Consider the following 21,200-nt stretch of genomic DNA (forward strand, 5'->3'; position numbering starts at 1 on the left):
GGAACTTTACCAAGGTATTGAGCGCCGTCTCAAACTGAGATTAAGGCATCAAAGTCGGACTTAAAACCTGATATCTATTCTGAATTTTCTGCCAGATATTTGAATGAGGCCCCGTAATTCCGTCCGGCCCGGCATTCCCCGCAAGACCGCGGGTCTTGGGATCGAACTTACCACCTGGCAGGAACTGACGCAGATCCGGAGCACCTTTGCCTTTGGCAGCTCCGGCTTGACCGGCCATACCGGCGACACCGCGCTCACCACCGCCGCTGCCCATACCCGAACCACCGAAGGATCCGCCACCACCATAGAACCCGGCATTCACCTGAACGCCGTCTTCAAGACCTTCTTCGCCTCCCGCACCACCACCGGCTCCGCCGCCGCCGCCACCACCAGAACTGGAAATGCCTGCGCCACCGCCTTGTTTGCCGTCCACAGCTTCACCGGCACCACCAGAACCTGGTTTGCCAGGAAGAATGGAAGGAAGACTTGGCAGATCCCCCCCGGACAAACTTGCCCCGGATGTCGACAGACGCGAACCTGGATTTGTGCTGCTGATGAAAGTGGATCCTGCTGCACTGTTTTCACTCATACAAACCGGATCGGTCGGGTTCTTTGAACAAACACAGACTTTGCTTCCGGCATTTGCTGGATTCGTGCAATCAGCTGCTGCCACTGCGGCACAGCCGGGCAGCGTTGGATTGGTTTTACAAAGTTCTTCCAATGCCGTTGTGTCACCCGCCGTCAACGATGCACACTGAGCGGCGTTTTGCATGGTTCCGGCAAAGTTATTGATTGCCTGGTTGGCTTCCGCCACTTTGGCATCGAAGTCATTGCAACGTTGGGCAGCGCTTTCGGCAGAAGATCTCATCTGAGCCGAAGATCCTACACCGCCAGCGGCATCCAAACAAGCGGCATTGCTGTTGGCAAAGTCGACAACCTGATCACAAGCCGAATGACAGCTGGTAATGGATGATTGACAGGTCAAACGATACGCGGCCACTGCCGCATTCGCTGCGGAACTGAAAGAGGCCATCTTTGAACAGGCCGCCTGGATACTTCCCGCAGTCTGTTGACCGAACATCAAACTAAGCTGTGAAGCCGAATTAGCGATGCCGCTCATGCCTGAATCATTTTTTTCATCGCAAGTATAGGACGTGTCGGTGACCTGAGCACTACACTGCTCACGCAGCTGGTTGTATTGAGAAAGACAATCGGTATTGTTGACCTGATTTGCGGCCACACACATGTCGTTGCGACCACTGGCATCCGTCGGATCCGGCATAAAGCAGGTGAAACCTTCAGCGCACTGAGCCCGGCAGCGGCGAGCCTCTGCATCCACAGGGATGAGAATCACTGAAAGCGCGAGCAACATAGTCACTGATAAAAACGATCTCATTCCCATGACAAACTGTTCGGCATTTCAGAGGGGAACTTTACCAAAGTATAAGGAATCTCAGAGTGAGATTATGGAATTAAGGTCGGTGTCAGAACCTGATAACGATTCTGAATTTTCTTCCAGATATTTGAATGGGGACCCGTAATACCATCAGGTCCTCCGGTCCCCGCAACACCCCGGGCTTTCGGATCATATTTTCCACCCGGCAGGAACTGACGCAAATCCGGGGCACCGCTTTTACCGGCAACACCGGCTTGACCTGGCTGACCTTGAGCAGCTCGGCCTTCACCACTGCCGCCTCCGTATCCCCCGAAGGATCCACCGCCGCCATAGAATCCGGCATTCACCGAGTGACCACCGTCTTCGCCTTCCGCACCACCACCTTCACCGGCACCAGCGACACCGCCGCCGCTACCACCACCTGAACTGGAGATACCCGCACCGCCGCCCATTTTTCCATCAACAGCTTCACCGGCCCCGCCAGAGCCTCGTTTGCCATGTTCGATACCCGGCAAAGAAGGCAAATCACCACCGGACAGTTCAACACCGGAAGTGTTTAAGCGCGCCCCAGGATTGGTGCTGCTGAGGAATGTGGATCCACCACTGTTATTTTCAGACATACAAATAGGATCCGTCGGATTCTTTGAACAGACGCAGACTTTGGTGCCCGCAAGCTCAGGCTTAGTGCAATCCACCGGGCCCGTGGCCACACAACCCGGAAGATTTGGATTGGTTTTACAAATCTCCGGAACCGGCGCACCGGATCCGGAAGTGGCTGCCGCACAACTGGCTGCATTTCGCATGGTGCCCGCCACGTTATTAATAGCCTGAGTGGCTTCCTGCACCTTGCTTTCAAACTGATCGCAGCGCTCGGCCTTGGATTCGGCATTTTGCAAAAGCATCGCATTGGTTCCCGCAGTTCCCTGGAAACCCTGAACTGTACAGGTTGGATTGTTCTGCACGAAATCAACAAGCTTACTGCAGGTGGAACGACAAGTTCCCAGCGAGCTGTTGCAATTCATGCGATAGGCCGCAACAGCCGCATTGGCTGCCGCCGAAAAACTGGCCATCTGTGAACACGCTGACTGGATACTTCCAGAGGTCTGCTGCCCCAGCATCAACCCCAGTTGCGAAGCCGTATTGGCAACTCCCGACATGCCAGAATCATTTTTTTCATCACAAGTGTGGGATGTTTCCTGAACCGCATTGGAGCATTCATTAAGAAGTTCCGTGTACTGTGACGTACAGTCATTCGCACTGGGCTGAGCCGTGCCGTTAATGATGTCGATGCGGCACTGATAGTCCCGCCCACTGCCATTCACATCCACGCATTCTGAGATTGGACAACGTCCGCCACAAGGAACTGATCCCGGTTCGGGATTATAGCTGGAAGTTTGATCTGGTTCCTGCTGACGCTGTGTCGGTCGACTCGTGCCCGAGGAACGAGGTGCGCCTCCGCAACGTCCTTCGTTCTGGGTCTGCACCACGCACATGTCATATTTTCTCATTTGAGATTGGTCAGCCTGGCCCGACTTGGGTAAGAATCTGGCAGCACACCATTCAGCACAGCCTAAAAAAGTATCGGCCGTCGCCGGTGCGCCGAAAAGAAGTGCCGAAAGTAAGAGGGATATACACCCAAAGTACCAGTTCCCCATGGTTTTCTCTTCGGCCCCTCCATACAGTTCCTACAGTACCTCACAATATATTCTCATGTTTTAATGTTCCCTGTTCTCAAATTAATTTAACAAATCATAATCTTGATTAGAGGCCCTCTTCTGTCTCAGAATGAGATCAGCAGTCTATACACGCAGCCCCTCTGAGGAGGTTTTCTATGAAAAAGCACCTTTATGACTTCACCGTCAAAGCCGCCAATGGCCAGCCGGTGTCCCTGGATCAATACCGCGACAAAGTGGTGTTGGTGGTAAATGTGGCCAGCAAGTGTGGTTACACTCCTCAATACAAAGGCCTTGAAGAACTGTATCAACAAAACAAAGACAAGGGTCTGGTCATTCTGGGATTCCCCTGCAACCAGTTCGGTTCGCAAGAGCCCGGCAGCAATGAAGAGATCCAGCAGTTCTGTGAACTGAACTATGGCGTGTCCTTCCCGGTCATGGGCAAAGTCGATGTAAACGGCAGCAATGCCGATCCTCTGTATCAGTGGATGAAAGAGGAAGCTCCGGGTCTATTGGGAACCGAAATGATCAAATGGAATTTCACGAAATTCCTGATTGGAAAAAGTGGCACAGTGCTAAAGCGTTTTGCTCCAAAGGATGAACCCAAAGACATCGCAGACGACGTCAAAAAAGCTCTGTCTTAGATCGTCGCGGAACATACAAATAAACGTCACCGGACTGTCTGTGGCTTAAACACAGCCACAGCAGCCAGATCCCCCACTTTCACCGCCACCTTCTGGCACCCTCGTTGCTATCTCTTCCTCATATACAAGGAAGGGATCCATGATGATTTTCCGCCCGCTGCTGAAAGCTTTGCTGTTTTGTCTCATTCTGGGACAATCGACTGCTTTTGCCGCCCTTAAAGTGGAAAAAGAAAAGTTCGATAACGGAGTTGTCTCCCGCGAGTCGTACTATCAGGACACCCGCCTGGTCGAACGCCGTTACTTTAACATTGATGGCGTCTTTACCGGCTGGACACGCTTTACTTATCCGGTTGCAGGCCAGGTGATAGTCACCGACCTTTCCGTTGAAAAAGAAAGCTATGGACTTGTTCAAACCCGTGAGGAATGGACCGGCCTTGATGCCAACAACTCCCAAAATGAAAAATCCCGCCTGATCCGCAAGTGGCACTTTACCAAAGAAGCCCCTTTCAATCTTGAATACGTGGGCTGGAACGAACAAACTGAACCTTTCCGCGAAATACAAAAAGACTATCTGGATAAAAACGAAAACGTCACCAGCTCGGTTTACCTATACTACAAAGGCACGGATGAAAAACCCTATGCTTTTGTCGAAAAGAACCCGGCAGGCAAAACGGTGGCTGAATTCAGCCTTTATGAAAAGTATGACCTGGAAAAATCCCTGAAAAAGGCCGGCAAATCCGCGGCCGAAACCAAAGTGCTGAAAGCCCAGCGCGAAGACCCGGACAAATTTGTTATCGCCATCATCGATTCCGGCTTTGATTATAATCACAGCGAACTGGTGACGAAATGGTGGAACAACCCTGATGAGCCCGTCGATGGCATTGATAACGACGGCAACGGCTGGGTGGATGACAACTTCGGATGGGATCAGGTTCGTGATATCGGCCTGCCGACGGAATCCACCAGCGGACTGAATAAAGATCACCGTCCTCTTTCTCATGGAACTCACGTGGCGCACATCGCAACCAAAGGGCTGAACAATGTAGCTCTTGTGGGCTTTGCCGGGGACTACACCCGTGCGGAATACATCAAAAAGATGTCCGCCTTCATTAAAAAACATAAAATCCGTATGGTGAACATGAGCCTGGGTTTCCCTTCCGACAACAAGGACATGCTGGGTCTGCGCGATGGAATCCGTGCCTATAAAACCATGATCGAAGAAAATCCAGAGACCCTGTTCGTCGTGGCGTCGGGCAACGCCGGCCAGGACCTCGATATCAGCAAAAACCGTCAGTACCCGGCAAGCTTCACTCATCCCAACGTGATGAAAGTGGGTGCTTTGAATGCAGCCACGATCGAAGAAGTCACCCCGGAAAATGCGACAATGGCTGATTTCAGCAACTTCGGTCAGGACAACGTCGACATTCTGGCTCCGGGAGTGAAAGTCAACGCGGCCTCTTTAGGTGGTGGACTGATTGAACACTCGGGCACTTCGATGGCGACACCTTATATGGTGAATCTGATTGCGCAGCTGTGGACTGAACTTCCGCATCTGACGGCGACGGAGGTTCGTCAGCTCTTTATTGAAACGGCGCAGGTCACTAAAACTCCGGCACCGATCAAGTCCCGTGGTTATGTGGATTTGAAAGCGGCTTTGCTAAAAGGAAAGATAAAGAAACTGGAAGGGCGTTCCGCGATTCTTGAAGGACCGAACTGCTGGAATTCATCCACTTATCTGGCGGGAATATCCAAAGGTATTCACCACACGGTCGCCAGTGAATTTGCCAACGTGCTTGAATCCCCGCTGTGCACCCGGATTTCCCGCGCGGAAGCGCAAGCCGGAGACATCATCGCCCTTCGCCGTTTGAACCGCAATGGCCGGGTGTTGCCAGCGGCATTTGCTTCAGAAGTGCATGGTTATACTCAACTAAGTTCTGGCATCGGTTTCACCAAAAACGGCGTGATGCCGCAAGCGCCTTACGAAGTTCAAAACAGCGAACACATCTTCAATAAATATCGCTCTGCCGATGGCCGTGAATGCAAAAAGCTGGGCATCGAACGCCAGGACTGCCGTCTGACTGAAATGGCCTATCGCTGCCAGACTCTGGAATCGTACATGAACGCCCGCGGCGGCCTGAGTGTGTTTGAGCAGGAGATTCAACTGGCACTGGATAAGGCGGAAAAGACCCTGGAAGAACGGTTCCTGAATGGAAAACAGCTCAACCCGGATTTTTCCCTGCAGGCTATCGCAACCAAGATTGACGGCTTGAAAGCCCACGGCAGCACTCAGATGGTCATCGACTATTTTGAGTCCCGCCTGGATTCACTGGAATATAGAAATTAGAGATTAGAAATTGAAAGTTTTAAAAAGAGAGGTTTTTATGAAAAAGGTTTTGATGGTTGCATTATTGATGGCTGGTGTTCAGGCGCAAGCGGACACGGAGATGCGTGTGTATACGAATGCGGATGGTTGCTCGGTGATTCAGGAAACCCGCACCAACGGCACCACTTACGACATTGAGATCGCTGGTCAGCGCGCGTTTGTGGGCATTTTGCACGATAAGTCCACGGGTGACATTGCGGCTTTCTGCGACGACGTACAAATCACCAACACGTCCAAAGGTTTGAAAATGGAGTGCGCGAAGAACCAAAACGGCGGCCTGACAACTCGCGGAGCTGCGGAACTGGGTCTTTTGAAAGACGGCACTTTGACCTCCATCAGCGTGATCGGTCAGGTTAAAAAACTGATGGGCTGGCAGACAGACACCGAGATTTCCTGCGCTAATCTGGAAGAGGACATCGGTCCCTAGTTATCTTCGTGGTGGAATAATGATGATATTGCGCGTGCCGGGATACCCGGTGCGCGCTCTGGCCGCTTCGGCCTCTTCCGGGGTCGCCATGCGGAATGGAAAGCTGTTTTTGATATTGGCAAAACCCATCCGATTGAAAGTATTTTCCTTGGCATAAGGTTTCGTGAATCCGGTATAGAAATCAAATCGTCCCGGCCCCTTGATTGCTCCCCCCGCATCCCGCACAACAAAGAACCCATCATGAGTCACACCGTTAGGCATGACGGCCCCATCCAGCCTGGGCACATAAATCACATCGCCGATTTTATAAATACTTAAATCCGCTGCCACCGTATAGTACGGATCCAGACACACATTGCGCATGCCATAGCCGTAAGGACACTTGCGCATGTCGACTTCTTTAAAGCGCGGAATGCCATCTGCTCCTCTGGCAAAGTAATTGAAAGAACGGAAACGTCCGTCCTCATCATGGACATAACAAGCCCCCTGCATGACACAGTTGTTGAAATCCGCAGAACAAAGACGGGTCAGCACTTTGTCATCCGGGGACAGCATTTCAACCCGGGTTTCATGCTGACACTTGTCCACGTCAAATTTGATGATCGGCTTATAATAAATGGTCGGGTTCAGGTACAGAGGTTCCTGCGGTTCCGGCAATGGCGGAGGCATAGGCACCTCCGAATAATCATCGGCACGTGCCTTTAAAGAAGTGGCCAGAACTAAAGTCAGTAACACTTTCAACATGGCCCCATACTAACAAACTCAAGGGGCCAGCTGGTCTTTTCGGGTAAAAGACATAAACCGGTGCGACAAAAGGTACCAAAAGGTACCAGGTACCTTTTTCCGAAGCGCTGCAACACTTACAATTCTATCATTAACGGGCCAATTGAGGGCAAGAGTGATCCTGAATCTCTTCGACAGAGCCATAATTGTTCGTGCCACGCTCAAAGCGACTTGTGAGCAAAATCAAACTGTGGCCCTTCTTTTTATCCTTCACTGCCACCAGGCCCAATCCAAACTCACCGCTATGGTCTTTGGCACCTGGCACTCCGTCTGCGAGCATCTGGAAGGCGTTGCCTTTTTCCAGCTCTTTTTCGCTGATCTTGCGAGCATAGTATTTATGACCCAGCAATGGCTGCGGCAACGGGGTCCACCCGTTTTTCAGTTTTGCAGATTGTTCCTGTAGCTGCTGCTGCACTTGAGGCTTCACACAAGACACATGAATATGCAGCTGATTCTGACTGCGCCCGAACTGGGAGTTGATCGCCAACGACACCACCTCTGCCGGAATGGCTGAGCCGTGCTTTTTATCCATATAACTGCGAGCCTTCCAGGCCAGATCAAAATAATTGGTTGCATCTGCAGCGCGGGTTTCCGGGCTTTCCATGCCGGTGATCTTTTCGGTCGGCATCAGCAGATACTGCAAGTCACCAACACGGTCCTTAAAGACGACATAACCTTTTTCCTCACCTTGTGCGATGTTCACTTCGATGCACGGATTTTTTTCCTCACCGATTTTATGCAACGGCAAACACTGCGTGCTGATGATATTCCACAGGGCGTCCGAACGCGGAACTTCAACGACAGGTTTTGATTTGCAGGAGCTAAGTCCCAGAACAGCAACGGCGGCAAAAACGAAAGACAGGTTTTTCACAAACGACCTCCGTTTAGAAATTTATCCAAACGGAGGCACCAAATCACGAAGTCAGTGATGAACCCTCACTTCGTCCAGTCGGCTACGCCGGCAGAGCTGTATCGACGGCCGTCGATACAGCTGAAGCAGCTTATTCCATTTTCTTCAACAGACGCGAGTAAGCATCGGCATCCGCAGGCTTCGCCCAGTCGTGACCGACTTTAAGCAGGTCCTCGTCGGTCACTTCAAGCCCCAGCCACTGAATGAAGTTTTCATCGCAGATGAAAAAGTCTTTCTGATAAGGTAGCAGATAGCCGCCATCCGATTCCAGATGGGCCCGGGCTTCGTCATAAGAGGCATACCAGACCTTCCAGTAAGCGCTGTGACCCTTCTTGCAAAAGTCCACCTGGCTTTCCAGCGTGGCTTTCAGGTCATTCCACGAGGAAAAACCTGCAGTCTTGGCAATCAGGGCAAAAGCATCCTTTAACTGAAAATCCTGACCGGCTTTCAATTTCGCTTTTTGCAGAAGTTTGGCTTTGATTCTATACGATTCAAGGCGTGATACAGACATAGAACATCCTTTGGTCTTGTCGCCTTCCCCGCCCATGGCAACCAAAAGAATTAATTTTGATTTTTTGAAGACACGATTTAGATCGCATCACGAAATGAGATTCTCTTTTGCGGGTGCAGGCTTTTTCGCGAAGCCTTGAACCCAATATAGCCGAATTTGAAGGCTTCCGAAAGAGGAAATAAAAAAGCCCTGACCGTTGCCAGTCAGGGCTTTGAAAAGACTTATCTTTTTTAAAAGGAAGCTGCTTCAGCTGTACCGACGTCCGTCGCCACAGCTCTGCCGGCAGGGCCGAACTAGTGCTTGCCCTTTTTACCTTTTTTCGGAGCAGCATCTTCTGCTTCGATTTCAACTGGCTCTGTACCTTCGTGGTCTTCACCGTTGTTGCCGTTGGTATCAACCAAAAGTTTGCCGATACCGTTTGCTGCAAGGATCTTCTTACGAAGTTCAACCATGTACTCTGGGTGTTCTTTCAGGAAGTTTTTCGCAGCATCACGGCCTTGGCCCATGCGCTCACCATTGATAGAGAACCACGCACCGGATTTTTCAACCATGTTCGCAGTCACTGCCAGATCAAGAAGGTCACCCTCTTCAGAGATACCTTCGCCGTACATCAAGTCGAATTCAACTTTGGTGAACGGAGGCGCCATTTTATTCTTAACAACTTTCACCGCAGTACGGTTACCAGTCACGTCCTCACCGTTTTTGATCGCGCCAACACGGCGTACATCCAAACGAACAGAAGAGTAGAATTTCAAAGCGTTACCGCCCGTAGTTGTTTCAGGGTTACCGAACATAACACCGATTTTCATACGGATCTGATTGATGAAGATAACAAGAGTGTTGGAACGGTTGATCGCCGCAGTCAGCTTACGCAAAGCCTGGGACATCAAACGAGCCTGCAAACCAACGTGGGAATCACCCATGTCACCTTCGATCTCTGCACGAGGAACCAAGGCTGCTACGGAGTCGACAACCAATACGTCAATCGCGCCGGAACGAACAAGTGTTTCAGTGATTTCCAAAGCTTGTTCACCCGTGTCTGGCTGAGAGATCAAAAGATCTTCCGTGTTCACACCCAGTTTACGAGCATAGTTGATATCCAAAGCGTGTTCGGCATCAACGAAAGCGACAACGCCGCCTTTTTTCTGAGCTTGAGCGATAACAGACAAGCACAGAGTTGTTTTACCAGAGGACTCTGGTCCATAGATTTCACAGATACGACCTTTAGGAAGACCGCCGATACCCAAAGCGATATCCAAGCTCAATGCACCCGTGCTGATCGCTTCAACGTCTTTAACCAAAGATTCGTTCGCGCCCAAACGCATGATGGAGCCTTTACCGAATTGCTTTTCGATAGTCGAAACAGCCAATTCAAGAGCTTTGATTTTTTCTGAGTTCGCTTTGTTGTCTACAGTAGCGTTTGCCATCTGTTATCCCTCTCTCTCGTGACTATCGCCACGACGCTTTTTTACACTCCGACTCTGTCGGAGTACAAATTATGTTTAAAAATCAGGCCGGGGGCCTTTTACTATTTGTTGTCGAGAACTTCTTTCAGCCAAGCCACCGCGTAGTCTACCGAAGTCATCTGGATGGATTTGCGATCGCCTGAAAAGAGTTCTTTTCGGGAATCTTCAAAACCCGGTCCAGCGATGGCAAAGCATACAGTGCCCACTGGCTTTGACGGTGTTCCACCTGTCGGACCAGCGATACCTGTGATTGCCACAGACCAATCAGTTTTAAGCTGACGACGCACTCCGTGCGCCATTTGACGAGCGACTGTCTCGCTCACCGCACCCTCTTGCATGAGAGTGTCTCGACGAACCCCCAGAAGATCCACCTTCGCCTCGTTAGAGTAAGAAACCACAGAGCCTAGAAATATGTCGGACACGCCTGGTTGCTCTGTTAAAAAAGCCGAAAGTGCACCTCCAGTACAACTTTCCGCAAAACCCACTGTGAGTTTTTGGTCGCGAAGGGATCGAATGAGTTCTTGAAGCTTTTCGTTGTTAAGTGACATTTAGTTAATCACCACAATTTGCGAGCCCAACCAATTGGTTTGAGTGTAGATCACTTGCATGATGAGGCTCGCAATTATCCCCGCGGCCACGTCATCGATCATCACTCCAAGTCCTCCTTGGATCTTCTTATCTAAATATCCTATGAATAAAGGCTTTGTGATGTCCAGCACTCTGAACAGGGCAAAACCGATTAAAATGGCCTGCCATGTCATGGGCATCCAAACCATGGTGATCAGAAAACCCAAAACCTCATCAATTACGATCTCTTTGTGATCATGACCACCCTTGGAACGCTCGTAAGCCTCGCAGGCCGCAATTCCGACCGGGAGCAGCAAAATCACCACCCCCATGTAAACCAAAGGGCCCAATTTGCTTAAAAGAATGACAATTGGAATGGTCGCCAGGGTGCCCACAGTGCCGGGCCCTTTCGGGAATCGGCCCACACCAAACAGAGTCGCAAGTTGTATCAGAAAGTTTGTCACCATACCGATGAGGTACGCCGGACCCGTAGGCCTTGCAATGCAGAATGAGAAGCGTCAGAGCATTAAAGCCGGTTCGGAAACCGACACGGATTCACGGACTGCGGAGGCCCACAATTTCCCCGGTTTGACCGAGTATTTGGCGAAGAAATTCTCGCGACGGCAGACCATCACCGCCGAAGCGCGCTCGGGCATTTCGACAATCCCCTGCATTTCAAAACACGTCTCTTCGGCATAGCGAAGCACCTTGCGGTTGCGGATGTCAGGCTCACCAAAGATACGCTGGGTGCGGGTTTCCTGAAACTGGAATTTCAAGAACGCGGCGATCAGCGATGGCGTGTAAGTACGCCCCAGATAAGCGGTTTCTCCGATCAGGAAATGCAAACCCTGATCAAAGGGACGGGCGTCGACGTACTTCCCCAGAATGTCGTCCTGAAGCCAGTAGCGCTCCCAATAGCTGACCGGCCGGCCATCAATAAAACCGATGAAAAGATCCTGGTGTTTGTCGGAAAGTTCGTTGATCAGATGGGCTTCAAGTTCCTGGCGGGTTTTCGCCAGATCCCACCACTGCGAAACATATTTCTGATGCATCCACTTGTAATAAACATCAAAATCACGATCGATGGAAAAGGGGCGAAACGAATAGTAGCACCCGTTCTGACTGTTATAGATCTCAGCGCCTTGGGAATTCATACCCCTTCACCAAAACACCCGCCTCCAAACTGAGGCAAGGTCAAAACCGGGAACTTCCTGAGCTCCAAATAAACACCAAACCGCTATCCATTTGGTTTTCAGCTTGGACGCAAGGATCTATGTCTCAGTGCGAAAAACTTATGGATTCCATCAAAATTAGCGATTCGACTTATGGGAACCATTTTCGCATACTGCCCTCACGGAGGCCCCATGATTCGTTGGATGATTCTGCTGGCTAGCTTGGTCTACTTTGTAGACACCCTGATAGCTCTGCAGTTGTAGATCAAACGCCGGAAACTAAAATGTTTGGTTTCACCTCTAAGACTCTACGGGGCCGACCTATTTTCTTTCTTTTCTGATGTTCCCAGTCCCTTTTCTTAATGCTATAGAAATCATATGAAACCAATCATTCTTACGGGCGACCGTCCAACAGGTCCCCTCCATCTTGGTCATTACGTTGGATCTCTTAAAAATCGTGTGGATCTTCAGGATTCCCACGATCAATACATCATCATCGCTGACGTTCAGGCATTGACCGACAACTATGATGACACCACAAAAGTTCGCGACAACATCTTACAAGTGACGTTGGATTATCTGGCGGCTGGTATTGATCCTGCGAAAAGCACGATCTTTGTTCAGTCCGAACTGCCGGAACTGTTTGAAATGACCACTTACTTCATGAATCTGGTGACCGTGGCACGTCTGGAAAGAAATCCAACCGTGAAAACCGAAATCCAGCAGAAGAATCTGGAAAAATCCCTGCCTGCAGGTTTCCTGACTTATCCGGTCAGTCAGGCCGCCGATATTCTTGGTTTCAAGGCGAACCTGGTTCCTGCCGGTGAAGACCAGAACCCGATGATCGAGCAGACCAACGAAATCGCCCAGCGTTTCAACCATATCTACAAAACGGACTTCTTCAAGCCCGTCAAAGGTATGCCGGGTGTGGCGGGTCGCCTGCCAGGTATCGACGGCAAAGCGAAGATGAGCAAATCCCTGGGGAACGCCATCTATCTTTCTGACACGGCCGACGTGATCAAAAAGAAAGTTCAGAAAATGTACACCGATCCGGGTCACCTGAAGATTGAAGATCCGGGTAAAGTCGAAGGCAACGTTGTCTTCAGCTTCCTGGATGTTTTCGACCCAAGAAAAGACGAAGTCGCAGCATTGAAAGAACACTATCAGCGCGGTGGTTTGGGCGACGGCACTTTGAAAGTGCGCCTGACTGAAGTTCTGAACACGATCATCGCACCAATGCGCGAACGCCGTGAACAGTATGCTCAGGATCCACAAGCGGTTCTGAAAATCTGCAAAGAGGGATCCCTGAAAGCTCAGGAAAAAACCCGTCAGACTTTGAAAGAAATGAAAGCGATCATGGGAGTGGGGATCTAAATCCCCCTGCCATTACAGTGACGGAGTTCTGCCGCCATCAACAGGAAGATTGATTCCGGTGATGTAAGCGGCGGCGGGACTGGCTAAAAAGGCAATCGCCTCTGCCATCTCCGCAGGTTCCCCGATTCTTCCTGCGGGAATTGTTTTCTTCCACGCCTCTTCCACTTCATCCACATTTGAATTTGTACTTTTCGCGGAAGCATCCACCAGCCCTTTGAATCGATCGGTGCGAATATATCCCGGCAGCACATTGTTGACGGTCACACCAAAGCCTGCAAGTTCACCAGCCAAAGTTTTTGACCAGTTCGCCATCGCCCCACGAACGGTGTTGGAAACACCCAGATTCGGGATCGGTGTTTTTACGGATGTCGAGATCACGTTGATGATACGGCCATAATGATTCTTCTGCATGGACGGCAGAACCGCCTGCACCAGCAGATGCGCGGCTTTCAGATGGGCACGCAAAGGCTGATCAAATTCTTCAATCGAAGCCTTGTGCAGCGGACCGCCTTTGGGCCCACCGGTGTTGTTCAATAGAATGTGGACCGTTTCAGATGCCAAGGGCGCAAGCACATTGGCTTTCAAAGCTTCAATGTCACCCAGATCTGCCAGCAGATAGAGGTGGCCTGAACCCGGCAGGGATGACACAAGTCTTTTTAGTTTTTCTTCCGTGCGGGCTACGGCAACGATGCGCGCCCCTCGCTCAGCCAAAAGCAAAGCCGCGGCTTCGCCAATGCCACCAGAGGCCCCGCATACGACTGCGGTTTTGCCATTTAGATTCAAAGAGGAATATGCAGAAAGGTTCATCGTGGTTCTCCAGTTAACTTCAGTTAATACGAGAACCAATTCGTGAGCAACCTAAAGGTCTTTATAATAATTCATATCCTCGGCAGAGGCATATTTGGCGACAATCCGGCGAAGCGTGCCGTCTTTTTTCATGTCACTGATGGCTTTTTTGATTTGTTCTGCTTCGGACTTTGAAATTCTTCTTAAGGAAAGATAAATCCCGCCTTGCATTTCGTATTTGGGATCAGGAACGGCCACCACATTCTGAACGAACGCTGGAATCGCCTTTTGATAATAGTTATACACCACTGGCGAGGTGAACATCGCCTGCACCCGGCCCGACGCCACCTGACGATAACCTATGGCAGGATTGGGATACTCGACAATTCGACCGGATCCGAATAACTGACTCTTTTCGTCGGGCTTTAAAAAGAAACTTGTCCCGATTTGATCGCCGAACTTGATGCGGCCATCTTTGATATAGTCCGCGACAGTGCGTGAAGGATCGTAATAAGCCTTGTTCACAAGCAGCTTACGCACAGTCGTATACACGGGAACATATTCACCCGAAGCCCGGAATTTTTCAGAAGGAATAACCAGGCCTACGATATCGGCTCGCCAATTTTTGAAGTCATCATGCATGCGAGGAGCATCCATCGGAGCTTGCGAAACCACACAGCCCAAGCGATGCGACAGCTCGTTCATGAAATCAAAGGTCATACCGTAAACATGACCTTCATTGTTCACATCAAATAGAGGAGCATAATTGTTTACAATAATACGAAAGCGACGGCCGCAGTCTTTTGCGGAAACCACTGTAGAAAAGCATAAAATAATAATTGGCAGAGTGAATAACCGTGTTTTCACAATGAAATTATAACAGCGATTCATCAAAGAACGAATAAGAAGCCCTTTTCATTTCTGCTTTGTAACAACTCTAAACTCAAGGCAGTTCTTGTGCCCAGGTGTCTGGGATCACGATCTTGGCATCTTCTTCCCAGAACTCATAAGGGGCTTTGTCTCCACGTTTTCTCTTTTCCCGCTCCAAATTCACCAAATCGGAGCGGAGCACTTCGCCGGAAGTGTTCTTGGGAATTTCCATGAATTCCACTCGACGAATACGTTTGAATGGAGACAGGCGCATGCGTGCAAAGTTCATAATATCCAGGGCCAGCTCTTTGCTGGGCTCAACACCTTTGCTCACTGTGATGAGCGCTTTTGGAACATTGTCACGAATCGGATCAGGACTTGGAATCACCACCGCCTCTCGAATGGCAGGAAATTCTTTCAGCACGAACTCAATCTCGAATGGACTGATGCGATAGTCCGAGGACTTGAACAAACCGTCGATGCGATCGCAATAGGTAAAGTTACCCATGTTATCCAGGTACGCGGAATCTCCCGTGTGATAATACTTTTGTGAAGAATCCAAACCAGACATCAGCCCCCAGGGGCTTTCTGAGATATCCACACAGATTTCCCCGCTGTCTGCCTCCTCCCCCTTGTCGTTAAGCAGCGCGATTTTGAAGCCTGGCATGGCTTTCCCGGAAGTTCCGAAACTTTCTTTCTCTGCAGGGGGGACCCCAATCAAAGTGGCAGATTCGGTCTGTCCGTATCCATCGCGAATGAAAAGCCCCCATGCATGATGAACTTTTGAAATCAGGTCTGCCGTCAAGGGTTCACCAGTGCTTAAGGCTTCGCGCAAGTGGACGTCATAGGATTTCAAATCTTCCTGACACAACATGCGCCACACCGTCGGCGGCGCACAGAATGTGGTGATCGGGTATTCATCCAGCACATCCAGAATTAAACTGGCATTAAAGCGTTTTTCTTTAAAGACAAAGACTGTGGCCTCGGCATTCCAAGGGGCGATAAACGAATTCCAGTCATGCATGGCCCAGCCACTTGAGTTGACTCCCAAGTGCACATCACCGGGATGCAACCCCATCCAGTACATCGTGGAAAGATGTCCGACCGTAAAGCCCGCGTGGCTGTGTTCAACAATTTTCGGTTTCACCGCGCTGGAGGACGTAAAATAGCGGAACAGCGGATCGGTCGCCTTGGTTCGCTCCGTGACTTCAAACTCGGCACTTTCCTTGTAAGCTTCCGGATAAAAGATCCAGCCATCCATTTCGGCATCCACCACCACAGAGATAACCCCGGAAGAGGTCACATCAAATTTTTCGGTGTGCGCCTTGGTTGTCGCGATCATTTTGATTTTTTCGCGATTCAGTCGGTCCTTCAGTTCCTGCTGGGATAACAAAGGATTATTCGGAACAATCACGGCGCCGATTTTCATGGCCGCCAGCATGATTTCCCAAAGAGCCACCTCATCTTCGATCAGCAAAAAGACAGAATCCCCTTTTTGCAATCCTCGGGAGCGCATAAAGTTCGCTGCCTGATTGGAGCGTTTCGAGATTTCGCTGAAACTGAACTTCTTTTCATGTCCCAGTTCGTCGACCAGCCAAAGGCCGATCTTGGTATTGCCTTCGGCCATGGGGTCGAAATAATCCAGAGCCCAGTTGAAATCATCAAAGCGGGGCCAGCGGAATTGGCTGTAAGCATGTTTATAGTCTGAACGGTGCAGAATCAGAAAGTCCCTCGCCTGCTCAAATTCACTACGAAAACTCATACAAACCTCCCGCGATTTTCCAAGATTAACATTTGTTCCTCGACTCGCCGATCTGTGTTTCTACATTGGACTGTGCAAGGACAAGCCAATCGTGATAAAAAAATGCATGGGAATATTTCGTACAGTTGCCAGCTCTTTAATTCTTGCCATCTTCGTCTATATCTCTCATCAGTTAACCCGCTTTACGGACTTTTCGTGGCAGGGGACAACTTTGATTGTGAGCTTTCTCGCATTCCTTTTTGCTTTGGTGATCGGAACGTTTCTGTTCTTCTGGAAAGAAAAAAAGCTGGACGTGAATCCATGGCGGGATCGTCTTTTGAACGGCTCTTTGACTGTCATGGCCTATATCAATTTTCTGATCACGCTGGTGATTCTGCGGGATCTGCTGGCTTTTGCTGACAACGTGACCGGAACCTGGATTTCATTGGACATGCTGTACAGCTCTCAGGCCACGGCAGCTCTGATGGGCCTTCCCGTGGCAATGATCGCCCTTGGGAATGCTGTTGTCCGCCGCGGGGCCCGGGCCAAAATCATGCCGATTTCCTTTGCCAATCTGCCTTCCGAACTCGTGGGCTTGCGCATTGTCCACATCACCGATCTGCACATCAGCCCCAGCCTGCCCCTGCGTCTGGTGCAAAAACTGGTCGATCAGGTCAATGCGATGAAGCCGGATCTGGTTGTCTTTACCGGTGATATTCTGGACAGCTTCGTTGAAAAACATCAGGAAGAGTTTGAAATCCTGAAACAGATGCGGGCCACCCATGGGATCTTTTATGTTCCCGGAAACCACGAATACTATTGGGACGCCCCAAAGGGACTTCAGGCATTCCGGTCTTTGGGTTTCCACGTCCTGATCAACCAAGCCGCCACGCTGAATTTTGGTAAGGCCGAACTGCAGGTGGCCGGCATTCCCGATCCCGCCGCCCTGCACTTCCGCCAAGAAGGACCCGAGCTGGAGAAGGTCGCCAGCCAACTGCGCCCCGGCGCTTTCAAAGTTCTTCTGTCCCATCAGCCGTCCCTGGCCCCGCAGGTGGAAAAACTGGGGGTGGACTTACAGCTTTCCGGCCACACCCATGGCGGACAGTTCTTCCCATGGAACTGGCTGATCGTGTTCTTTGAACGCTATGCCAAAGGCCTTTACCAGGTGGGAGCTATGCAGCTCTATGTCAATCAGGGAACCGGATACTGGGGTCCGCAACTGCGCCTGGGAACTTATTGCGAACTGACTGAAATTATCCTTCGCAAGGCTTAAAAAACGGGGTATTAATTTCCCCTATGTCCCGAGAGAAAGATCCCCTCAAAACCCGTCAGTACGCCAAGAAAAAGGTCATGGACATGATCGCGCGCCGGGACCATTCGGAAAAAGAACTTCGCACCAAACTGAAAGAGAAGTTCTCGGACGAAGAGGACGTGGGGGATATCATCGATGAAGCCATCGAGTTTGCCAAAGACAACCGCTGGCTGGGCGACCCCGTGGACCTGGCCCATCGTTTGGCTGACATGCTTCATCGCCGCAACAAGGGCATCTATTACATCAACAACTACCTCAAGGAAAAAGGTCTTCCCGCTGTTGAGACAGATCGTGCTTTGGAGCTTGAAAAGGCGCTGGCGATTGTCAAAAATAAGTACGACGAAGACCACAAGTTTTCCCGAGAGGAAAAAGCCCGAGTGGGCCGGCTGTTGGCTTCCCGTGGATTCGATTCTGAGACCGTAAGAAAGGTTATTTATGAAAAGCTCTGAGATCAGAAACGCCTTTATCAAATACTTCGAAAAGAACGGGCACAAAGTTGTTCCGTCCTCTTCCCTGATTCCTGAAAATGATCCTACGTTGCTTTTCGCCAACGCCGGCATGAATCAGTTCAAGAACACCTTCCTGGGTCTTGAAAAGCGTGACTACTCCCGCGCTGTGACGGCACAAAAATGTGTGCGCGCCGGTGGTAAGCATAACGACCTTGAAAATGTGGGCTTCACCGCCCGTCACCACACTTTCTTTGAAATGGTGGGGAATTTCTCTTTCGGTGACTACTTCAAAAAAGACGCGATCCACTTTGCGTGGGAGTTCCTGACCAAGGAACTGGCGATCCCGAAAGAAAAGCTTTATGTGACCGTCCACCTTTCTGACGATGAAGCGGCCGATATCTGGCACACGCAGGAAGGCGTGCCACGTGAACGCATCTTCCGCTTCGACAAAGACAACTTCTGGAAAATGGGCGACACCGGTCCTTGCGGCCCTTGTACTGAAATCTTTTATGATCACGGCCCGAAAGCCGGCACTATCTCCGATCCATTCAAAGGCATCGAAGCAGGCGAAGACCGTTTCGTGGAAATCTGGAATCTGGTGTTCATGCAGTACTTCGAAAATCCTCCGGGCACACTGACTCCACTGCCAAAGCCGTCAGTTGATACCGGTGGCGGTCTGGAGCGTATGACTGCAGCCATGCAGGGCGTGTTCAACAACTACGACACTGACCTGTTCCAGCCGATGATTCAGCTGGCGTGCAAGATCGGCAATATCGAATACATCACTGACAAAGAAGTGCTGGCGAAAAATCCGGCCGCTGCTGAAGTCACTTCGGCGTTGCGTGTTCTGGCCGATCACTGCCGCTCCACTTCCTTCCTGATTGCAGACGGCGCTTTGCCATCCAATGAAGGCCGTGGCTACGTTCTTCGCCGTATCATGAGACGTGCGATCCGTTACGGTCGCAAGCTTTCTGCCGACAAATCCTTCCTGCCGGGCATGGCGGAAGCCTTGATCGAAAGCATGGGCTCTGTTTATCCGGAACTTAAAACCCGCCGCGATCACATCCTGAACACCATCCGTGACGAAGAAGACCGCTTCATCGCCACTTTGGACAAAGGCACCGCGATCCTGGAAGATGAGCTGAAAAAAGCCAAATCCAAAGGCATCAAGGAACTTTCCGGCGAAGTGGTCTTCCGCATGTATGACACCTATGGCTTCCCGGCGGATTTGACCCGCGTGATCGCCAACGAGCAAGGCATCGAAGTGAACGAAGCCGCGTTTGAAAAGGAAATGGAAGACAACCGCGCAAAATCCAAAGCCAGCTGGAAAGGCAAATCCATGGGCGCTGATGAAGCGCACATGATCAAGTTTGCCAAAGACTATCTTCAGTCCGGCAAATCTGTGACCTTCCTGGGTTATGAAGGCACGATCGGTGATGGTAAAGTCATGGGTCTTTCCAACGGTCAGGCCGAAGTTCAGGAACTGAAAACCGGTGACACCGGTCTGATGATTCTGAATGCGACCACCTTCTATGGTGAAGGCGGCGGTCAGTCCGGCGACGTGGGTTACATCATGCACGACACCAACCGTGCCCGCGTGATCAACACCACTAAAATCGACGATATCGTGCTTCACCACGTTGAAATCGAACACGGCTCTTTCAAATTGGGCACTGCGGTTGTCACAGGGGTGGATCCGGTTGAAAGACGCAACACTGCTGCGAACCATTCCGCAACCCACTTGTTGCACGCAGCTTTGCGCAAAGTTCTGGGCACTCATGTGACTCAGGCCGGTTCATTGGTTGATTCCCAGAAAACCCGTTTTGACTTCACTCACAACAAACCGGTTTCTTCTGAAGAAATCAAAAAGATCGAAGATCTGGTGAACGAACAGATCGCCCGCTGCAATCCGGTGCAAACCGAGATGATGTCGCACAAAGCGGCCCTTGAAAAAGGCGCGATGGCTTTATTCGGTGAAAAATACGCCAGCGACGTGCGTGTTCTGACCATGGGTGATTTCTCTTGCGAGCTTTGCGGTGGTACTCACGTGAAGAACACGTCTGAGATCCGCCTGTTCAAAATCGTTTCAGAAGCAGGCGTCAGCTCCGGTGTTCGCCGTATCGAGGCCATCACCGCTGACAATGCCCTTCAGTACATGATGAGTGCTGTGACTCATCTGGATGATGCTTTGGCTGCTGCCGGCTTCCAAAAAAGCCCGCACTACATCAAGCATCTGGAAACCACCGGTGAAACGGCCACTTTGGCAAATCGCGTGGAGTCTCTGAAAGACCAGGTGAAGCAGCTTGAGAAAGAAATGAAAAAGCTTCAGGGCGGTCAGGTGAACGTGGATGACCTGGCAGCAAATGCACTGACCTTCAAAACCAAAGCAGGCGCTTCAGCGAAACTGGTTTTGGCCGATGTTCCATTGGATGACCGTCAGGTTCTGGCGGAAGTCACCGATCATCTGAAAAACAAAATCCAGTCCGGCATCGTGGTTGTTGTCGGTCAGGGTGACGGCAGTCATCCGATCATCGTCAGCGTATCGAAAGAAATTTCCGGCGAAACAAAAGCCGGTGATCTTCTGAAAGAGGTTGCTGGTGTTATGGGTGGTAAAGGTGGCGGTCGTCCCGACTTCGCTCAAGGGGCTGCACCGAACCGTGCGCAGCTGAACGAAGCGTTCAGTAAAGTAAAATCCATGCTGGGTCTTTAAGACCAAAAAAAAGGGCCTAACGGCCC

19 protein-coding genes are annotated in these 21,200 nt (G+C 50.7%); 7 read left to right on the forward strand and 12 right to left on the reverse strand.

Annotated elements, in window-relative coordinates; translation table 11 throughout:
* Positions 1-40: 40 nt before the first annotated feature.
* Complete coding sequence (locus ACNQKP_RS01595; protein ID WP_417862402.1) at positions 41-1,396, reverse strand: hypothetical protein; 1,356 nt, start codon at positions 1,394-1,396, stop codon at positions 41-43.
* A 68-nt stretch (positions 1,397-1,464) separates the two neighbouring features.
* Entirely contained in the window at positions 1,465-2,904 is a 1,440-nt protein-coding gene (locus tag ACNQKP_RS01600; RefSeq protein WP_417862404.1) for a hypothetical protein, read from the reverse strand.
* A gap of 323 nt (positions 2,905-3,227) precedes the next feature.
* Here ACNQKP_RS01600 and ACNQKP_RS01605 point away from each other — a divergent pair, with 323 nt between their 5' ends.
* From ACNQKP_RS01605 to ACNQKP_RS01615, 3 genes are all read left to right on the forward strand, one after another.
* The gene (locus ACNQKP_RS01605) at positions 3,228-3,713 is read left to right on the forward strand and encodes a glutathione peroxidase (RefSeq protein WP_417862406.1); all 486 of its coding nucleotides are present in this window, start codon (positions 3,228-3,230) and stop codon (positions 3,711-3,713) included.
* A 139-nt stretch (positions 3,714-3,852) separates the two neighbouring features.
* Positions 3,853-6,057 (forward strand): S8 family serine peptidase, encoded by a 2,205-nt coding sequence (locus ACNQKP_RS01610; protein WP_417862408.1) that lies wholly within the window; start codon positions 3,853-3,855, stop codon positions 6,055-6,057.
* A 37-nt stretch (positions 6,058-6,094) separates the two neighbouring features.
* Complete coding sequence (locus ACNQKP_RS01615; RefSeq protein ID WP_417862410.1) at positions 6,095-6,523, forward strand: hypothetical protein; 429 nt, start codon at positions 6,095-6,097, stop codon at positions 6,521-6,523.
* Here the strand turns inward: ACNQKP_RS01615 and ACNQKP_RS01620 are convergent, their stop codons facing one another.
* The 7 genes from ACNQKP_RS01620 to ACNQKP_RS01650 all read right to left on the reverse strand — a co-directional run bounded on the left by ACNQKP_RS01620 (position 6,524) and on the right by ACNQKP_RS01650 (position 11,914).
* Positions 6,524-7,267: a 3D domain-containing protein gene (locus tag ACNQKP_RS01620; RefSeq protein ID WP_417862412.1), complete on the reverse strand. Its 744-nt coding sequence runs from the start codon at positions 7,265-7,267 to the stop codon at positions 6,524-6,526.
* A gap of 130 nt (positions 7,268-7,397) precedes the next feature.
* Positions 7,398-8,177 carry a CDP-diacylglycerol diphosphatase gene (locus ACNQKP_RS01625; protein WP_417862414.1) on the reverse strand — a complete coding sequence of 260 codons (780 nt, stop codon included), beginning with the start codon at positions 8,175-8,177 and terminating at the stop codon, positions 7,398-7,400.
* Between the two features lie 130 nt (positions 8,178-8,307).
* Positions 8,308-8,727, reverse strand: coding sequence for a hypothetical protein (locus tag ACNQKP_RS01630; RefSeq protein WP_417862416.1), 420 nt, complete (start codon positions 8,725-8,727; stop codon positions 8,308-8,310).
* A 293-nt stretch (positions 8,728-9,020) separates the two neighbouring features.
* Complete coding sequence (gene recA / locus ACNQKP_RS01635) at positions 9,021-10,154, reverse strand: recombinase RecA (protein WP_011163092.1); 1,134 nt, start codon at positions 10,152-10,154, stop codon at positions 9,021-9,023.
* Positions 10,155-10,255: 101 nt separating this feature from the next.
* Positions 10,256-10,741 (reverse strand): CinA family protein, encoded by a 486-nt coding sequence (locus ACNQKP_RS01640; protein ID WP_417862418.1) that lies wholly within the window; start codon positions 10,739-10,741, stop codon positions 10,256-10,258.
* Positions 10,742-11,227, reverse strand: coding sequence for a phosphatidylglycerophosphatase A (locus ACNQKP_RS01645; protein WP_417862420.1), 486 nt, complete (start codon positions 11,225-11,227; stop codon positions 10,742-10,744). It abuts the gene before it with no gap.
* 51 nt (positions 11,228-11,278) lie between these two features.
* Positions 11,279-11,914, reverse strand: coding sequence for a GNAT family N-acetyltransferase (locus ACNQKP_RS01650; RefSeq protein ID WP_417862421.1), 636 nt, complete (start codon positions 11,912-11,914; stop codon positions 11,279-11,281).
* A gap of 396 nt (positions 11,915-12,310) precedes the next feature.
* On the opposite strand from ACNQKP_RS01650, the gene trpS reads away from it, so the two are divergent.
* Positions 12,311-13,306, forward strand: a complete 996-nt coding sequence (trpS, locus tag ACNQKP_RS01655; protein WP_417862423.1) for a tryptophan--tRNA ligase — start codon at positions 12,311-12,313, stop codon at positions 13,304-13,306.
* Between the two features lie 12 nt (positions 13,307-13,318).
* Here the strand turns inward: trpS and ACNQKP_RS01660 are convergent, their stop codons facing one another.
* From ACNQKP_RS01660 to ACNQKP_RS01670, 3 genes are all read right to left on the reverse strand, one after another.
* Complete coding sequence (locus tag ACNQKP_RS01660) at positions 13,319-14,113, reverse strand: SDR family oxidoreductase (RefSeq protein ID WP_417862425.1); 795 nt, start codon at positions 14,111-14,113, stop codon at positions 13,319-13,321.
* A gap of 51 nt (positions 14,114-14,164) precedes the next feature.
* On the reverse strand, positions 14,165-14,959 hold the full coding sequence (locus ACNQKP_RS01665) for a substrate-binding periplasmic protein (protein WP_417862427.1): 795 nt from the start codon (positions 14,957-14,959) through the stop codon (positions 14,165-14,167).
* Positions 14,960-15,035: 76 nt separating this feature from the next.
* Positions 15,036-16,724: an AMP-binding protein gene (locus ACNQKP_RS01670; protein ID WP_417862429.1), complete on the reverse strand. Its 1,689-nt coding sequence runs from the start codon at positions 16,722-16,724 to the stop codon at positions 15,036-15,038.
* A gap of 106 nt (positions 16,725-16,830) precedes the next feature.
* On the opposite strand from ACNQKP_RS01670, the gene ACNQKP_RS01675 reads away from it, so the two are divergent.
* From ACNQKP_RS01675 to alaS, 3 genes are read left to right on the forward strand one after another with little or no spacing between them, the layout of a single operon-like run.
* Positions 16,831-17,976, forward strand: a complete 1,146-nt coding sequence (locus ACNQKP_RS01675; protein ID WP_417862431.1) for a metallophosphoesterase — start codon at positions 16,831-16,833, stop codon at positions 17,974-17,976.
* Positions 17,977-17,999: 23 nt separating this feature from the next.
* Positions 18,000-18,464 (forward strand): regulatory protein RecX, encoded by a 465-nt coding sequence (locus ACNQKP_RS01680; RefSeq protein ID WP_038450846.1) that lies wholly within the window; start codon positions 18,000-18,002, stop codon positions 18,462-18,464.
* Positions 18,451-21,174 (forward strand): alanine--tRNA ligase, encoded by a 2,724-nt coding sequence (gene alaS / locus ACNQKP_RS01685; RefSeq protein WP_417862433.1) that lies wholly within the window; start codon positions 18,451-18,453, stop codon positions 21,172-21,174. The genes ACNQKP_RS01680 and alaS overlap by 14 nt, the downstream gene beginning before the upstream one ends.
* Positions 21,175-21,200 lie beyond the last annotated feature (26 nt).

Source organism: Bdellovibrio bacteriovorus (genome assembly GCF_048286975.1).
Lineage (GTDB): Bacteria > Bdellovibrionota > Bdellovibrionia > Bdellovibrionales > Bdellovibrionaceae > Bdellovibrio > Bdellovibrio bacteriovorus_H.

Excerpts from the sequence above, each read along its gene's own strand:
- ACNQKP_RS01595 (WP_417862402.1), bottom strand. The coding sequence starts at position 1,396 with ATGAGATCGTTTTTATCAGTGACTATGTTGCTCGCGCTTTCAGTGATT.
- ACNQKP_RS01600 (WP_417862404.1), bottom strand. The coding sequence starts at position 2,904 with ATGAGAAAATATGACATGTGCGTGGTGCAGACCCAGAACGAAGGACGT.
- ACNQKP_RS01605 (WP_417862406.1), top strand. The coding sequence starts at position 3,228 with ATGAAAAAGCACCTTTATGACTTCACCGTCAAAGCCGCCAATGGCCAG.
- ACNQKP_RS01610 (WP_417862408.1), top strand. The coding sequence starts at position 3,853 with ATGATGATTTTCCGCCCGCTGCTGAAAGCTTTGCTGTTTTGTCTCATT.
- ACNQKP_RS01615 (WP_417862410.1), top strand. The coding sequence starts at position 6,095 with ATGAAAAAGGTTTTGATGGTTGCATTATTGATGGCTGGTGTTCAGGCG.
- ACNQKP_RS01620 (WP_417862412.1), bottom strand. The coding sequence starts at position 7,267 with ATGTTGAAAGTGTTACTGACTTTAGTTCTGGCCACTTCTTTAAAGGCA.
- ACNQKP_RS01630 (WP_417862416.1), bottom strand. The coding sequence starts at position 8,727 with ATGTCTGTATCACGCCTTGAATCGTATAGAATCAAAGCCAAACTTCTG.
- recA (WP_011163092.1), bottom strand. The coding sequence starts at position 10,154 with ATGGCAAACGCTACTGTAGACAACAAAGCGAACTCAGAAAAAATCAAA.
- ACNQKP_RS01640 (WP_417862418.1), bottom strand. The coding sequence starts at position 10,741 with ATGTCACTTAACAACGAAAAGCTTCAAGAACTCATTCGATCCCTTCGC.
- ACNQKP_RS01645 (WP_417862420.1), bottom strand. The coding sequence starts at position 11,227 with ATGGTGACAAACTTTCTGATACAACTTGCGACTCTGTTTGGTGTGGGC.
- ACNQKP_RS01650 (WP_417862421.1), bottom strand. The coding sequence starts at position 11,914 with ATGAATTCCCAAGGCGCTGAGATCTATAACAGTCAGAACGGGTGCTAC.
- trpS (WP_417862423.1), top strand. The coding sequence starts at position 12,311 with ATGAAACCAATCATTCTTACGGGCGACCGTCCAACAGGTCCCCTCCAT.
- ACNQKP_RS01660 (WP_417862425.1), bottom strand. The coding sequence starts at position 14,113 with ATGAACCTTTCTGCATATTCCTCTTTGAATCTAAATGGCAAAACCGCA.
- ACNQKP_RS01670 (WP_417862429.1), bottom strand. The coding sequence starts at position 16,724 with ATGAGTTTTCGTAGTGAATTTGAGCAGGCGAGGGACTTTCTGATTCTG.
- ACNQKP_RS01675 (WP_417862431.1), top strand. The coding sequence starts at position 16,831 with ATGGGAATATTTCGTACAGTTGCCAGCTCTTTAATTCTTGCCATCTTC.
- ACNQKP_RS01680 (WP_038450846.1), top strand. The coding sequence starts at position 18,000 with ATGTCCCGAGAGAAAGATCCCCTCAAAACCCGTCAGTACGCCAAGAAA.
- alaS (WP_417862433.1), top strand. The coding sequence starts at position 18,451 with ATGAAAAGCTCTGAGATCAGAAACGCCTTTATCAAATACTTCGAAAAG.